Source organism: Gordonia sp. NPDC003429 (assembly GCF_053588575.1).
The window spans coordinates 192,914-208,274 of the sequence record NZ_JBSFQF010000003.1; the positions used below are offsets into that span (position 1 = coordinate 192,914).

The window sequence follows — 15,361 nt, forward strand, 5'->3', positions numbered from 1 at the left end:
CCGAGACCCCGCGCACGCTGTTGGGCACAATGGGGCCCATGGCCATCGACGGGATCTCCCCAGCAGCGTTCGGCAGCCCCGACCCGTACCCGGCGGGCGGTTCCGCCGCCGACTCCGAACCGATCGTGATCGTCGGCGGCGGCGACCACACGGACGGTACCAGCGGGAACGACGGCAACGACGGTGGCGACGGGCAGAGCGTCGCCGACATGGTGGAACAGCCGGCCAAGGTGATGCGGATCGGCACCATGATCAAGCAGCTCCTCGAGGAGGTACGCGCGGCACCACTCGACGAGGCGTCGCGCAACCGGTTGCGCGACATCCACCAGACGTCCATCCGGGAACTCGAGGACGGCCTGGCCCCCGAACTCCGCGAGGAACTCGAACGTCTCGCACTGCCGTTCTCCGACGACGCCACCCCGTCGGATGCCGAGCTGCGGATCGCGCAGGCACAGCTGGTCGGCTGGCTCGAGGGCCTGTTCCACGGCATCCAGACCGCACTGTTCGCGCAGCAGATGGCGGCGCGCGCCCAACTCGAACAGATGCGGCAGGGCGCTCTGCCACCGGGCATCGTGGGTCCCGGCGGCGGCCCCGGGCACAGCACGGGTCAGTACCTGTAGGGACGGTCGCCGCTTGTATGCTGAGTCCCCGTGTCAGCGGTAGTGAACGAAACAGCGATCCCGCCGCGCCCGGAGAGCTCGGATTCGCGGACGCTGCGTCGGGCCTTCGACGACCTGAACACCGGTCTGCGCACATCCCAGTTGTGGCTGCACCTGGGCTGGCAGGACATCAAACAGCGCTACCGCCGGTCGCTGCTGGGACCGCTGTGGATCACCATCGCCACCGGCGTCACGGCCGTCGCGATGGGCCTGCTCTACGGCGAGCTGTTCAACATGGACATCGCGACCTTCCTGCCGTACGTGACGCTGGGCTTCATCTTCTGGAACTTCATCCAGAACTCGATCCTCGAGGGCGCCGAGGTGTTCTCCAAGAACGAGGGCCTCATCAAACAGCTGCCCGCACCGATCAGCGTGCACGTCTACCGCATGGTGTGGCGGCAGCTGATCATCTTCGCGCACAACATCGTGATCTACATCGTGGTGCTGATCGTGTTCCCGCAGCCGCTGAACTGGACCGTGGTGCTCGTGGTTCCGGCGATCATCCTCTACGTCCTCAACGGCGTGTGGGTGTGCTTGGTGTTCGGCATTCTTTCCACCCGCTTCCGCGACATCGGGCAGCTGTTGACCACCGCGGTGCAGCTGGTGTTCTTCATGACCCCGATCATCTGGACCACCGAGAGCCTCAGCAGCACCACCCACCAGGAGTCGTCGCGACTGAAACTGGTGGAGCTCAACCCCATGTATCACTACCTCGACATCGCGCGCGGCCCGCTGCTCGGACAGTCCGTCGCGTTCTACCACTGGGCGATCGTGCTGGGCTGCACCGCCGTCGGATGGCTGTTCGCGCTCGTGGTGATGCGTAACTACCGGGCCCGCGTGGCCTACTGGGTATAGCCGGGCGGACGAGCGGCTACCGGAGAGAAGGCAGAAGTGGCAACCAAGAGTTCGGTTCGCGTGGACACCTGGGACGCGTGCGTGGACTTCCCCATCTTCGACGCCAAGACCCGGTCGCTGAAGAAGTCGGTGATCGGCGCGGCGGGCGGCGTGATCGGCGCCAACGCGTCGAACGTGGTGGTGGTCGAAGCCCTGAAGAACATCAACCTGCACCTCGAACACGGGGATCGGGTGGGGCTCGTCGGCCACAACGGCGCCGGCAAATCGACGTTGCTGCGGCTGCTGTCGGGCATCTACGAACCCACCCGCGGCGTGTGTCAGGTGACCGGGCGGGTGGCACCGGTCTTCGACCTCGGCGTCGGCATGGACCCGGAGATCTCCGGCTACGAGAACATCATCATCCGCGGCATGTTCCTGGGGCTGACCCGCAAGGAAATGCTCACCAAGATCGACGAGATCGCCGAGTTCTCCGAGCTCGGCGACTATCTGCAGATGCCGCTGCGCACGTACTCGACGGGCATGCGGGTGCGGCTCGCGCTGGGCGTGGTGACCAGCATCGACCCGGAGATCCTCATTCTCGACGAGGGCATCGGAGCCGTCGACGCCGAGTTCATGAAGAAGGCCCGCACCCGGCTCGAAGCCCTGGTGGAGCGGTCGGGCATCCTCGTGTTCGCCAGCCACTCCAACGAGTTCCTCGCCCAGCTGTGCGACCGCGCCCTGTGGATCGACCACGGCGAGATCAAGATGGACGGCGGCATCGAAGAGGTGGTGGGTGCCTACGAGGGGCCCGACGCCGCCGAGCATGTGCGGGACGTGCTCGCCAAGCTCGACGATCCCGACGCGAAGCCGGCATGACCGCAGCACCGGGCGGGGCGTCGCACGATCGTGTGATCGCCGTGGTGGTGACCCACCGGCGCGCCGAACTCCTCGCCGCGTCGCTCGCGGTGGTGGCCGGGCAGACCCGGCCGGTGGATCATCTCGTGGTGGTGGACAACGCCGACGAAAAAGCCGTGGCAGATCTCGTTGCCGCACAACGCATTCCCACCACCTACCTCGGTTCGCAGCGCAATCTCGGCGGGGCCGGCGGGTTTGCGCTCGGCATGCTGCACGCGCTCGCGCTCGGCGCCGACTGGGTGTGGTGCGCCGACGACGACGGCCGCCCGGAAGGGCCCGACGTGCTCGCCACCCTGCTCGAGTGCGCCGCCCGGCACGGACTCGACGAGGTGTCGCCGGTGGTGGCCAACATCGACGACCCCGATGTGCTGGCGTTTCCGCTGCGCCGCGGACTGGTGTGGCGACGCAAACGCTCGGAACTCTTCGTCGACACGGGCACTCCGTCGGATGACGACGACCTGCTGCCGGGTATCGCATCGCTGTTCAATGGGGCACTGTTCTCGGCGCGGGCACTCGAGGAGATCGGGGTTCCCGACCTCCGGCTGTTCTTCCGGGGCGACGAGGTGGAGATGCACCGCAGGCTGGTGCGGTCGGGGCTGCAGTTCGGCACCTGCCTCACCACCGCGTACCTGCACCCGTACGGCTCCGACGAATTCCGGCCGATCCTCGGTGGCCGCATGCACACCCAGTACCCCGACAATCCCACCAAACGCTTCTTCACCTACCGAAACCGTGGGTACCTGATGAATCAGCCGGGCCTGCGGCGGTTGCTGCCGCAGGAGTACGCCCGGTTCGGGTGGTACTTCCTGGTGCAGCAGCACGACGTGGACGGCTTCCGCGAGTGGCTGCGGCTGCAGCGCCTCGGGCGCCGCGAACACTTCATCCGGCCCTGACCTCGGGCACACGGCCGGCTCCAGTCGGGTGAACGCGGCTCCAATCGGTAAACGCGGATGGTGTACCACCCGCGTCTACCAGCTCGTGCCGCGTTTGACCGGACTCCCGCGCCAAGACTAGAACGTGTTCTAGTCTTGGGTGCATGAGGTTCACGTTCGCCGAGGCGATGACCGATCCGGGCTACTACGCGCCGCTGGCGCAAGCCGCGGAGAAGGCCGGGTTTCACGGGTTCACCATTCCCGACTCGCTGGCCTACCCGGAGGAATCCGACGCCACCTACCCCTACACACCCGACGGTAACCGCGAGTTCCTCGACGGCAAGGCGTTCATCGAGACGTTCATCGCCGCGGCGGCACTCGGCGCGGTGACCGAGACGATCCGCTTCACCCCGTTCGTCCTGAAACTCCCGGTGCGGCCACCGGCGCTGGTGGCCAAGCAGGCGTCGTCGGTAGCCTTCCTGACCGGCAACCGGCTGGCACTCGGCGTGGGCACCAGTCCGTGGCCGGAGGACTACGAATTCATGGGTGTCGACTTCCAGCGGCGGGGCAAACGGATGGACGAATGCATGGACATCGTCCGCGGCCTGACCAGCGGTGAGTACTTCGAGTACCACGGCGACTTCTACGACATCCCGCGCATCAAGATGACTCCCGCACCGACGCAACCGATCCCACTGCTCGTGGGCGGACACGCCGACGCCGCGCTACGCCGTGCGGTGATCCGCGGGGACGGCTGGATGCATGGTGGCGGACCACCCGAGGAACTCGACGCACTGCTGGAGAAGATCACCGACATCCGCAAGGCGGAGGGAAAACTCAACGACCCCTTCGAAATCCACGTGATCTCACTCGACGCCTACACGGTCGACGGGTGCAAACGCCTGGCCGACAAGGGCATCACCGATGTGATCGTCGGTTTCCGGATGCCCTATGTCACCGGCCCCGACACCGAGCCCCTGCAGAAGAAGATCGACCACCTCAACTGGTACGCCGACAACATCATCGCGAAGGTCAATCGCTGAATCCGCCGCGCGTGGGTCTTGTGGGCCCAACTAGAACGGCCACTGGTCGAGGTACGCCCGGTAGGTGCCGTGCGGGACGCTCGCGTCGTAGATCATCTGCCCGTTCGGCGCGAACTCGGAGATGTGCCCACTCGTCCCCCAGCTCCCGAACACGTAGCCGTCGCCGACGGCCTGCGCGTTGCCCGTCGCGAACACCGACAGTCCACCCGGGTGGAACTGCGCACGCACCAGCGTGGCCACATGCCGCACCGGATCGACGCGGATCCACTTGATGGACGACTGCCCGCGGGGGATCGCACCGTCGACGTTGTTGTCGAACACCCGCACGGTATGGGCGTCGGCGAACTCCGCGTCGTGCTGACCGAAGATGTCGGCACCCGGTCCCATCCGCAACGACGTCTGCTTGCCGCCGAGCCGCCAGTTGACCGAGCCCGTGTGGCCGTCGACGTCGTAGACCGCGTTGACGTTGCGCATCGAGATCAGCAGGTCGCCGTCGGGGCCCAGCGCGATGGAATTCATGTGGTACGGGTCGTAGGAGGCAGCACCCCCGACTCGTGGTCTCATCGACGAATCCGTGAGCGGCACATGAGCTTTGGCGGACCATTGCATCAACACCCGGCCGGTGGCCACATCGACCACGCTGGCGATCGAGTCCATCATCGTGCCGTTCACCGGGCCACCCACGGATGAGAGATCCGCGTTGATCTGCCGGTAGGCGGTGATCAGCGCCCGCCCGTCGGGAGTGAGCCGGAACTCGTGCGCATCCGATTGCAGCCCGTTGCCGGCGGTGAGGGTCTTGATGACGCGGAAGTGATCGTCGGCGATGACATCGCTCCCGGTCCCGTGACCGTCGATGCCACTTCCCTGCCACCAGGTGAGCACCTTGTGTCCCTGATACATCTGGGTGCGGAAGTTCGCGACGCCCTGGCCCGCCGGTGCCGCCCGGTGAGCGAGCACGTGGCCGGATTTGTCGGCGATCACCAGGCCCTGATCGGCGCCCTCGCCCAGACCCGGAATGGGAAGCGGGATGGCCACATTCGCGCCGGAGGTGTAGAAGATGGCACCGCCGGGCCCACCGGGAACATTCGTGTGGACGGTGAACCCGTTCGTTACCGGCGGCAGCGACGGAATCGGCGGCACCGCCGATGCGGGCGCAGTAGCGAGCAGCATCGCCGATGCCGCGCAGGCCGCTGCGATGACCGACCTCTGCATTCGTTTCGTGACGGACCACGGCACACTTCGGCGCATTCTCGTTCTCCTACGTCGGACCGGCCGCGGCACAGTCTGGATGGATCGTCCTCATCACAGCCGCTGCGCCCGGCGATCACAACGCGCGGGGCCCGATTCTCACCGCTCTCTCACGTCACGCGTGCGGGACGCGGTTCCGCGCCACCGACGATTCAGCGCCGCATCTCGACGACCTGAGAGTTGTTGAACGGCATCGTGGACACGATGTGCAGCCCCGACTCGCGCAGGGCCGCATACAGCGGAGTGGACGTGAATCGGTACGGGGCGAAATGCCAATGCTCCATCCCGCCCGGATAGGCGTCGAATCCGCGATCGCGATCGCGGTCCGTGAGCACCCAGACGACCGCACAGGATGCCGCGAAGTCCCGATAGGCCGTGACGGGTTTGTCGCCGTCCCACAGCACACCGGCCCGCACCGGGTCTCGTGACGGTCCGATATCACGCAGTCCTGCGAAGTCATCGGGCTTGGCGCGCAACACGACTCGCTGCGACACCGGGCTCCACGACGGCGGTCGCGCGAACGCCACACAATCCCCGGGTTGGGCGTGCGCGGCAATGTAGTCGGCGACCGCCGAGTAGTCGGTGCCGCCCATCCTGCCGTACGGCCCGCGCCCTTCCAGATAGGACGGCACCGCCGACGCCGCCAACACGCCGACACCGAGTGCCACGAACCACGTCGAGCCGCGCGTCACCTGGATCAGCGCCCACGCCACCACCAGGGCGAGACCGGGGAGCGTGAAGATCAGGTAGCGCGGCACGTACACCGGCGACACCAGCCACGACCAGCCGAGCACCACGATGGTCGGCACCACGACCCACAGGACACCGACGATCGCCGGCCCCCACCCGCCGCGTGCCCCCGCGAGGAGTGCGACGAGCACGCCCAGCACCGACACGATCGTGACCGCAGACAACGACACCCAGGATCCGACGAAGAACTCGAAACGCGCGTAGTGACGCAGCGTCATCCACGACATCTCCGGAATCCACGCGATCTGTCCTCGCTGCCCCAGCACCCATCGCGCGAAAGGCAGCACGATCAGCCCCACCGCGACGGCGGCGACGACGAAACCCCGGGAGAGGGCGCGGCGGTAGAGCAGGATCGCCAGATGGACCGCCAGCAGGGTGACACCCAGGAAGAACCAGAACACCAGCAGGGTCGAGACCACCGCGTACAGCACCCACCACCAACGGCCCCGGTCGACGGCGATGAACAGCATCAGTGTCGCCGCCACGGCCAGGCACAGGGTGCCCGCATACGATCGCGCCTCGGCACCGGCCCACAACGTGCGCGGCAGGCACAACAGCACCAACCCCGCCACCACCCCGAAGCGGTTGTCCCACAACCGCTCTCCCAGTGGCACCATCAGTCCGGCGGCCACACCCACGGCGAGCGACGACGGGAACCGGAGCGCGAACTCCGAGTAGCCGAACACCGACGACCACACGTGCATCACGACGTAGTACAGCGTGTGCACCGCATCGGTGTGGGCCACCAGGTGGCCGAGTTCGGCGAACGGCCGGTTGGTCGCCGAGACCGTCGCCGCCTCGTCGTACCAGAAGGACGGACGCCAACTCGCCCAGACCGAAACGGCGAATCCCAGCAGCCCGACCGCAATCGCGGTCAGAATGCTGCGGGATCGCTCAGTCGTCGGCAAACAGTCTCGTCCAGTTCTCGCGGCTGGTGAGATCGGGCATCGCGTCACGCCACTGTGCGGCGACATCGTCTCCGCGGCGGCGCAATTCGAGGCACGATCCGATCAGCTCGCGGGCGAGGCGCATCGCGGTGTCCTTGTCGCGCTTACGAACCCGGACGCCCTGTTGCGACGCATCGGTGACGATGGCCGACGAGAACAGCCCCACATGCCACCACCGCGCGTCGTCGGCGGTGATCGACACCGGCGCGGATCGCAGGCGGCCGAGGAATTGGGCGAGGGCGCGTTTGACGAGCACCTGGGTGAGCTTGTCCTCGTCCGGTTTTGCGCCGCGACGGGTGATACGTGTGTCCGAACTCGACTCGGCGAATACCTCGGCGGCATCGCGCAGCACGGTATCCGGGTAGGCAGAACGCAATTGCGCGAGTTCGGCGAGCTTGCCCTGCCCGCCGTCGGCCAGCACCGCCGGGCCGGTGAGGTAATCGCGCACCGCCAGCAACAAGGTGGCGGCCAGGCCGTAACGCATCGAGACGATGTGTTCGCCGATCTCGGTGGCCACCACACTTGCCATCGCCCGCGGGTCGAAGGGGCCGTGGATCGCGGCGACGATCAGTGCGTTGCGCCAACTGAAGTAGCGTGACCAGTCGTCGTAGTCCTTGAGATGGAAGTCGGCGTGCCACACACCCGCATTGGGCAGGGTGACCGTCGGAAATCCCTTGTGTCGGGCGCGAATCCCGAATTCGATGTCGTCCCATTGGAAGAACAGTGGCAGCGACATACCGGCCTCGTAGACTGCCTCGACCGGCAGCAGGCACGACCACCAGCCGTTCCATCCGGCGTCGGTGCGCGCGTCCTGCTGATTCTGCAGGGCGTCGAGCCCGTTCTTGCCGTAGGCACCGGGCTCACCGGCCTTCAGCTTTCCCAGCAACTCCCACTCGCCGGTCATGTGCACCCGGTAGGTCTCCGACGCGAGCAGCATCTGCGAACCCACCAGGGTGGGCCGCAACGTGTTGTTCGCGAAGGCCGACAGACGCAGCACCGACTCCGGTTCACAGAGGATGTCGTCGTCCATCACGACGATGTCGACGCTGCGGTCGCCGGTCTTGGTCACCTCGTGGATGCCGCGGTTGAAGCCGCCCGCACCACCGAGATTGGGCTGGGTGACGTAGTGCAAACGGTCGCCCAGGATGTCGGCGACGGCGGCGAACCCGGGGTCGTCGGACACCCGCCGCGTACCCTGATCGATCAGCCACACCGAGTCGACGAGTTTGAGCGCCTCGTCGTCGGAGGCCAACGTCCGCAGGGTGGCCACGGCGTCGGCGGGACGATTGTGCGTGCACATCACCACCGCGACCGGACGCCGCCGCATGCTGCGGTCCACCGTCCAGGTGACGTCGCAGACGCGTGCCGCGCCACCGATCGCGGTCAGTTCGAACCACAGTGCGCCGCCGTCGACAAATCGGCGCACGTCGAGGTCGGCCGACACATGCCCGCTGCCCCGCAACTCGACGACCTCGACGGGTCGCGGGCGGCCACTGATGTCGGAGGCACGGATGTCCACCCGCAGCACGGTGTCGGGGGCGCAGTCGTGGTCGAATTCGAGCCGCACCGAGCGCACCGGGGTGTGGCATTGCCACTGGGCTGCGGCGAACCGTCCGAAATAGGTGTTGGTGCTCAGGGTGGCGCCCGGGTCGAGCGCCGCCTCGGTACGGGTCAGCCGCACGCGCGCGAGGTCGGCGTCCACGTACATCCCGGGTTCCACGCGGGAGTGCGGGCAGCTGAACAGCGTCCGCTGGACGAGGACACGCGAATCCGCCGCACCCGAATCGCTGCCATGGCCTTCGGCGGCGGACCCGGCCGGTGACGGTCCTACCTGCTGTGTGGCTGTGGTCATGGCGATCCCAGTCGTCTCGAATACATTGCGTCCCGTCGGGTCCTGCGAGGTCCCTGACCGATACCTGGCAGCGCCAGCCTAACCCACCCCGTTTCCGGCGCGGCGCACCCTGGCCCGCCGACACCCTCGCGCGTAGGCCGTTTGACCGATTGGCACCGACTGCCGGTATTGCGGCGCGCGGCAACGCGATTCGGGCCGAGTCCGGGTCTCGGGTGCGGGTTACCCGAGGCCGGCCAGTGCGGCACCGGCGGCGTGGAACCCGCACATGCCGTGCACTCCCCCGCCCGGCGGAGTGGCCGACGAACACAGATACACCCCGGGCACGCCCGTTGCGTATGGCGTCGGCGACAGCCGCGGCCGCGCGACGAGGTGCCCGAGTCCGTTGCGACCTCCTCCGATGTCGCCGCCGAGGTAATTGGGATTGGCCCGTTCGAGCGAAAGCGGGCCGGTGGCGTGCACCGCGACCACGCGGTCACGGAAACCGGGGGCGAAACGCTCGATCTGCGCGGTCACATGGTCGGTGGCGTCGCCGCTGTACCCCTGCGGCACGTGTGCGTACGCCCACAGCGGTTTTCGGGTGCCTACGGCGCGCGACGGGTCGGCCACCCACTGCTGCCCCACCAGTGTGAACGGCCGAGCCGGCAGCCTGCCGGCCACCACGGCGGCTTCGGCCGCGGCGATCATCTCGACCGGACCGCCCAGGTGAACCGTGGCCGCATCGGCGCAGCCCGGCGCGGTCCACCCCACCTCACCGTCGATGACGTAGTCGACCTTGAAGGCGGCCGGGCCGCGTCGCCAGCGCCGATAGGCGCGCGAGATGCGCCGCGGCATCCGGTCACCGAGCAGGCGTACCGCGGTCTCGGGCATCACGTCGAGAATCACCACGTCGGCGTCGATCTCCGCGAACCGGGTGACGTGGTGGCCGGTGACCACCTCCCCGCCGAGTTCGGCGAGATGACCGGCCAGTGCGTGCGCGATCGCCGCCGATCCGCCCTCGGCGACCGGCCAGCCACCGTGATGTCCGGCCGCGGCGAGCATCACCCCCGCGGCCGCCGACCCGGGCCGATCGAGCCGGGTGAATCCGTGCGCCGCGATCCCGGCGAACAGGGCACCCGCGCGTGGCCCCAGATAGCGCGCGACCGCCGTGGCCGGCAGCAATGCCCGCAACCCGAACCGCGTCATGAGCGCTGGGTGGCGCGGCAGCGCGACCATCGGCGACAACACGTCGGTGGCCAGATCGGGGAACCGTGCGCTCGCCGCGCCGACCAGGGTGCGCCACCGCTGTCCCGCCGCATCCAACCCCACCGCATTCAACCCCACCGCATCCAACCCAACCGCATCCAACTCGGCCACGGTGCGCTCGAGGTCGCGGCGCAGCAGCACGGCGCTGCCGTCGTCGAGCGGGTGCGCGCAGTCGACCGGCGCCCACCGCCACCGCAGCCCGTGGCGCGCCAACGGCAACGTCGACAAGAACGGTGAGGCGAACCCCAGCGGGTGGAAGGCCGAGCAGTGATCGTGGATCAGGCCTGAGTCGGCACCGTCTGGCATGTCGATCTCACCCGAGCGGGTACCGCCACCGATCTCGTCGGCCGCCTCCACCACTGTGACCTCGAGCCCCGCCTGCTCGAGCCGGACCGCAGCACACAGACCATTGGGTCCGCTGCCCACCACCACGGCACGCGGCACCGCGTCAGCGGATCTTGAAGATGATGGCGTGCTGGACGACGAAATTGATGACCGTTGCCAGGCCCTGCGCGATGACGTAGGCCAGCAGACTCCACAGCAGCATCTCCGGCCACACGTGTGAGAGCCAGGTGTAGACACCCACGTTCACGAAGAAGGTGGTCAAGTAGAGCACGACGACGGCGACGAAGCGGGACACGCTCGGCGATGCGCGGAACGTCCAGCGCCGGTTGAAGAAGTAGGCGGTGGCCGTGCCGCAGATGAAACCTATCGCCTTGGCGAATTCCGGGGGCAGTCCCAGCGCGTACTGCAGGATCGCGGTGAGACCGAAATCGAGCACACCCGAGCCCACACCGGTGACGATGAAGCGGAAGATCTGCGTTCCCAGCGGGACGTCGGTCGAGGCCTCCGCGTCGTCGAGGGGCAACTCCACCGGCATCGGGGCGTGGCGGGTCGCGAAATCCTCGTGTCGGGGCTCGTGGCCGTCTGGTGTCGGGTCGTGCACCCTGTCACCGTAGACGACCCGTCGGCCCGGTCACCTCGTTGCCGCCCACTCAGGTCGGTCAGAATTCCTCTTCGACGTCGGAGTCGCGGGCCGCCCGCTCACCACGATCGAGCGCGGCGAGAGCTTCGAGGTCGTCCTCGTCGAGCTCGAAATCGAACAGGTCGGCATTCTCGAGTTGCCGACCATGATGCGACGACTTGGGCACCACGCCGATCCCGTGCTGCACCGCCCACCGCAGCGCGATCTGGGTGGGCGACTTGCCGTACTTGCGGGCGATCCGGATGATCTGCCCGTCGCCGAGGAGACCCTCCTTGCGGCCGGTGGGATGCCACGCCTGTGCATGGATGCCCCGCTCGGCCATGAACTCGCGCAGCTCGGTGCGCGCGAGGGCCGGCGAACACTGGATCTGGTTGAGCTGCGGCCACACCCCGGTCTCGTCGTAGAGCATCTGCAGGTGATGTGCCTTGAAGTTGGAGACGCCGGGCACGGTGACGAAACCCTCCTCGGCGAGGGTGAGCAACGCCCGCCACGAATCCACGGTGCGCCCCAGGCTCGGGCACGGCCAGTGGATCAGATAGACGTCGATGTGCTTGACGCCGAGCCTGCGTGCGCTCTCCTTGGCCGCGTTGATGGCGTCGTCGTATCCCTGGTCGCCGCCGCCGAGTTTGGTCTGCACCACCACCTGGTCGCGGTTGACGTCGGAATCCCGCAGACCCATGCCGACGCTCAACTCGTTGCTGTAACGACTGGCGGTGTCGAGCAGCCGATACCCCGACGTCAGCGCACGGGACACAGCGTTGACGCAGGGCAGGCCGAGCATGTCGTAGGTGCCGAGACCGACAAGCGGCAACGCGAATCCCGAGGAGAGGTCGACCGAGGGGATATCCACCCGATGAGGGTATCGCGCGGCGACCGCCGAAACCGGTCACCCGAGTCACCGATCCCCCGGTCGGCGGACACCGGAGACCGTGCGACCGGCTACCGGGTCTCACTCCTCTGTGGGGAAGCGGGTCCGCGGTGTTTAGTGGGGGTATGTCGAGTGAGAAGTACGACGACATCATCATCGGCGCCGGCCACAACGGTCTGACCGCGGCGGCCTACCTGGCCCGTGCCGGGCGCAAGGTGCTGGTCCTCGAACGCGCCGACCATGTGGGCGGCGCGACGGTGTCGGCGACACCCTTCCCCGGTGTTCCGGCGAGGTTGTCGCGATATTCCTACCTCGTGTCGCTGATGCCGCAGCAGCTCATGGCCGATCTCGATCTCGACATCCAACTCGTACGTCGGCGCTACTCGTCGTACACGCCGCTGCCCATCGACCCCACGCGCGGGATTCTGGTGGACACCCACGACGACGACGCCACCGCCGCGTCGTTTCGCGACGTCACCGGCTCCGACACCGCGTTCACGTCATGGCAGTGGTTCTACGACCGGATGGGCACCATCGCGCAGCGCGTGTTCCCCACCCTGACCGAGCCGCTGCGCTCGGCCGACGAGATGCACGACCTGGTCAGCGGGCTGAACTCACCGCGCGGACTGGATTCGTCGGAGGCGGGCATCTGGGAGTCGCTGACCGAGCGTCCACTGGGCGAACTGATCGAACGCTACTTCGACGACGACGTGGTGCGCGGCATCGTCGCCACCGACGGCCTGATCGGCACCTTCGCCGACCTGCACGACGCCTCGCTGCGCCAGAACATCTGCTTTCTGTATCACCTGATCGGCGGCGGCACCGGCGACTGGGACGTACCCGTGGGTGGGATGGGCGCGGTGGCGGGGGCGCTGTATCAGGCGGCGGTCGCCGCGGGCGCCGACATCCGCACCGGTGTGCACGTCACCGGGGTCGATCCGGGCGACGGCTCCGTCGACTTCGATCGCACTTCGGCGCGCGCGGAGATGCTGTACGCGGCCTGTGCTCCCGACACGCTCAACCGGTTGCTCGACGTCCCCATCGACACCGAACCCGATCCGACCGGTGCGCAACTGAAGATCAACCTGCTGCTCGACCGTCTCCCGGCACTACGTGACAGCAGAGTCTCCCCAGACGCCGCGTTCGCCGGCACCTTTCACATCAACGAGTCCTACTCGCAGTTGCGCACCGCGTGGCAGGAGGCGCGCGACGAGCATGTGCCGTCGCTGCCGCCGTGCGAGATCTATTGCCACACGTTGTCCGACCGCTCGATCCTCGGTCCCGAACTCGACGGCATGCACACGCTGACACTCTTCGGCCTGCACATGCCGCCCGCGCTGTTCACCTCGCCGGGGGCGACCACCGCGGCCGTCGAGGCCACCCTCGAATCCCTCAATTCCGTTCTCGCCGAGCCGATCCAGTCGGTCATCGCCACCGACGCGCACGGTAATCGGTGCTTGGAGGCCAAGACACCCCTCGATCTGGCGGACTCACCCGGACTGCCCGGCGGGAACATCTTCCACCGGTCGCTGCAGTGGCCGTGGGCGCCGACGGCATCGGAGGTGGGAACGTGGGGCGTCGAGACGCGTCATCCGCGACTGATGCTGGCCGGTGCCGGCGCACGCCGTGGTGGCGGAGTGAGTGGTATTCCTGGCCACAATGCCGCCGCGGCAGTTCTGGGCCGGTGAACGCGCGGTAATGTCGAAACCGATGACTACAGATGATCTGCCTCTGGAAACACGGACCCTGGAGGGGTGGTCGCGCACCACACCCACGGTGGGCAAGGTGCTCTCCACACCCGATGTGGAACTCATCGCCAAGGCGGTCGCCGAGGTTGCCGATCGCGAATCCGACAAACCCGATTACCTCAAGCGTGGCGTGATCGCCCGCGGTCTCGGCCGGTCGTACAACGAGTCCGCACAGAACAGCGGCGGGCTGACCATCGACATGACGCCGCTGTCGAAGATCCATTCGCTCGACGAGGAGACCGGCATCGTCGACGTCGACGCGGGCCTGTCGATCGACGACCTGATGAAGTTCGTGGTGCCGCGCGGTTTCTGGGTGCCCGTGATGCCCGGTACACGGCAGGTCACCATCGGCGGGGCCATCGCGCATGACATCCACGGCAAGAACCATCACGCGACCGGGGCATTCGGCGATCACATCACCGAAATGCAACTCCTCGTCGCCGACGGTCGGGTACTGACCATCACACCGGAGGGCTCGGCCGACGACCCGGACGGTTCGCTGTTCTGGTGCACCGTCGCCGGCATCGGCCTCACCGGCATCATCCTGCGGGTCAAGATCGCCCTCAAGCGCACCGAGACCGCCTACTTCCTGGCCGACACCTTCACCACGAAGAATCTCGACGAGACCATCGACCTGCACCTCGGTCAGCGTTACGAGGACGGATTCGAGTACGCGTCGGGCTGGTTCGACACGATCAGCGGCGGCTCGAAACTCGGTCGCGGCTCGTTCAGCCGGGGCAATCTGGCGAAGTTCGACGAATTGCCGGAGAAGCTGAAGAAGGACCCGCTGCGCTTCGACGTCAAGCCGCTGGTGGTGTTGCCCAACGTGTTCCCGCGGGGGCTCGACAACAAGCTCGACTTCTCGCTGATCGGCGAGCTCTACTACAAGATGGGCTCCAACAAACGCGGTGTGATCGAGAGTCTTCCGCAGTTCTATCACCCGCTCGACCTCATCGGTAACTGGAACAACGCGTATGGCCGGGGCGGCGGTTTCACCCAGTACCAGTTCATCGTGCCGACCGGCAATGAGCCCGAGTTCAAGCAGATCATCACCGACATCCAGGCGTCGGGTCACATCAGCTTCCTCAACGTGATCAAGCTGTTCGGCGACGGAAATCCGCGTGCGCCACTGTCTTTCCCGTTCAAGGGATGGAACGTGTGCCTCGACTTCCCGTTGCGTAAGGGACTCGCGGAGTTCCTCAACGAGATGGACAAGCGGGTGATGGCGATCGGTGGTCGGCTCTACACGGCCAAGGATTCCCGGACGTCGGCGGAGAATTTCCATGCGATGTACCCGCAGATCGACAATTTCATCGCCAAGCGTCGGGAGATCGATCCGGACAATGTGTTCGTCTCCGACATGGCTCGCCGCCTGCAACTCCTCTGACCGTCCGGTCA

At 67.1% G+C, this 15,361-nt stretch carries 13 protein-coding genes; 7 read left to right on the forward strand and 6 right to left on the reverse strand.

Features of this window, described 5'->3' with window-relative positions; translation table 11 throughout:
• The first annotated feature begins 38 nt into the window (after positions 1-38).
• The 5 genes from ACWDSI_RS06210 (at position 39) to ACWDSI_RS06230 (ending at position 4,323) form a co-directional block, all read left to right on the forward strand.
• Positions 39-620 carry a bacterial proteasome activator family protein gene (locus ACWDSI_RS06210; protein ID WP_449748511.1) on the forward strand — a complete coding sequence of 194 codons (582 nt, stop codon included), beginning with the start codon at positions 39-41 and terminating at the stop codon, positions 618-620.
• A 30-nt stretch (positions 621-650) separates the two neighbouring features.
• Complete coding sequence (wzm, locus tag ACWDSI_RS06215; protein ID WP_449748510.1) at positions 651-1,514, forward strand: galactan export ABC transporter permease subunit Wzm/RfbD; 864 nt, start codon at positions 651-653, stop codon at positions 1,512-1,514.
• A 36-nt stretch (positions 1,515-1,550) separates the two neighbouring features.
• Positions 1,551-2,369 (forward strand): galactan export ABC transporter ATP-binding subunit Wzt/RfbE, encoded by an 819-nt coding sequence (gene wzt / locus ACWDSI_RS06220; RefSeq protein ID WP_449755984.1) that lies wholly within the window; start codon positions 1,551-1,553, stop codon positions 2,367-2,369.
• Positions 2,366-3,301 (forward strand): galactofuranosyltransferase GlfT1, encoded by a 936-nt coding sequence (glfT1, locus tag ACWDSI_RS06225; RefSeq protein ID WP_449755985.1) that lies wholly within the window; start codon positions 2,366-2,368, stop codon positions 3,299-3,301. The genes wzt and glfT1 overlap by 4 nt, the downstream gene beginning before the upstream one ends.
• Positions 3,302-3,444: 143 nt before the next feature.
• Complete coding sequence (locus tag ACWDSI_RS06230) at positions 3,445-4,323, forward strand: TIGR03619 family F420-dependent LLM class oxidoreductase (protein WP_449755986.1); 879 nt, start codon at positions 3,445-3,447, stop codon at positions 4,321-4,323.
• 30 nt (positions 4,324-4,353) lie between these two features.
• On the opposite strand, the gene ACWDSI_RS06235 is transcribed toward ACWDSI_RS06230, so the two are convergent.
• From ACWDSI_RS06235 to ACWDSI_RS06260, 6 genes are all read right to left on the reverse strand, one after another.
• On the reverse strand, positions 4,354-5,535 hold the full coding sequence (locus tag ACWDSI_RS06235; protein WP_449755987.1) for an arylsulfotransferase family protein: 1,182 nt from the start codon (positions 5,533-5,535) through the stop codon (positions 4,354-4,356).
• Between the two features lie 188 nt (positions 5,536-5,723).
• Positions 5,724-7,229, reverse strand: a complete 1,506-nt coding sequence (locus tag ACWDSI_RS06240; protein ID WP_449755988.1) for a glycosyltransferase family 39 protein — start codon at positions 7,227-7,229, stop codon at positions 5,724-5,726.
• Positions 7,216-9,120 carry a glycosyltransferase gene (locus ACWDSI_RS06245; RefSeq protein ID WP_449755989.1) on the reverse strand — a complete coding sequence of 635 codons (1,905 nt, stop codon included), beginning with the start codon at positions 9,118-9,120 and terminating at the stop codon, positions 7,216-7,218. The genes ACWDSI_RS06240 and ACWDSI_RS06245 overlap by 14 nt, the downstream gene beginning before the upstream one ends.
• A gap of 219 nt (positions 9,121-9,339) precedes the next feature.
• Positions 9,340-10,806, reverse strand: a complete 1,467-nt coding sequence (locus tag ACWDSI_RS06250) for a phytoene desaturase family protein (RefSeq protein ID WP_449755990.1) — start codon at positions 10,804-10,806, stop codon at positions 9,340-9,342.
• Between the two features lie 4 nt (positions 10,807-10,810).
• Entirely contained in the window at positions 10,811-11,308 is a 498-nt protein-coding gene (locus tag ACWDSI_RS06255; protein ID WP_449755991.1) for a GtrA family protein, read from the reverse strand.
• Positions 11,309-11,366: 58 nt separating this feature from the next.
• Positions 11,367-12,197 (reverse strand): aldo/keto reductase, encoded by an 831-nt coding sequence (locus ACWDSI_RS06260; RefSeq protein WP_449755992.1) that lies wholly within the window; start codon positions 12,195-12,197, stop codon positions 11,367-11,369.
• A gap of 143 nt (positions 12,198-12,340) precedes the next feature.
• Here ACWDSI_RS06260 and ACWDSI_RS06265 point away from each other — a divergent pair, with 143 nt between their 5' ends.
• Together ACWDSI_RS06265 and ACWDSI_RS06270 are read left to right on the forward strand one after the other, a co-directional pair.
• Positions 12,341-13,903 (forward strand): phytoene desaturase family protein, encoded by a 1,563-nt coding sequence (locus ACWDSI_RS06265; RefSeq protein ID WP_449755993.1) that lies wholly within the window; start codon positions 12,341-12,343, stop codon positions 13,901-13,903.
• Positions 13,904-13,925: 22 nt separating this feature from the next.
• On the forward strand, positions 13,926-15,350 hold the full coding sequence (locus ACWDSI_RS06270; protein ID WP_449755994.1) for an FAD-binding protein: 1,425 nt from the start codon (positions 13,926-13,928) through the stop codon (positions 15,348-15,350).
• Positions 15,351-15,361: the final 11 nt, after the last annotated feature.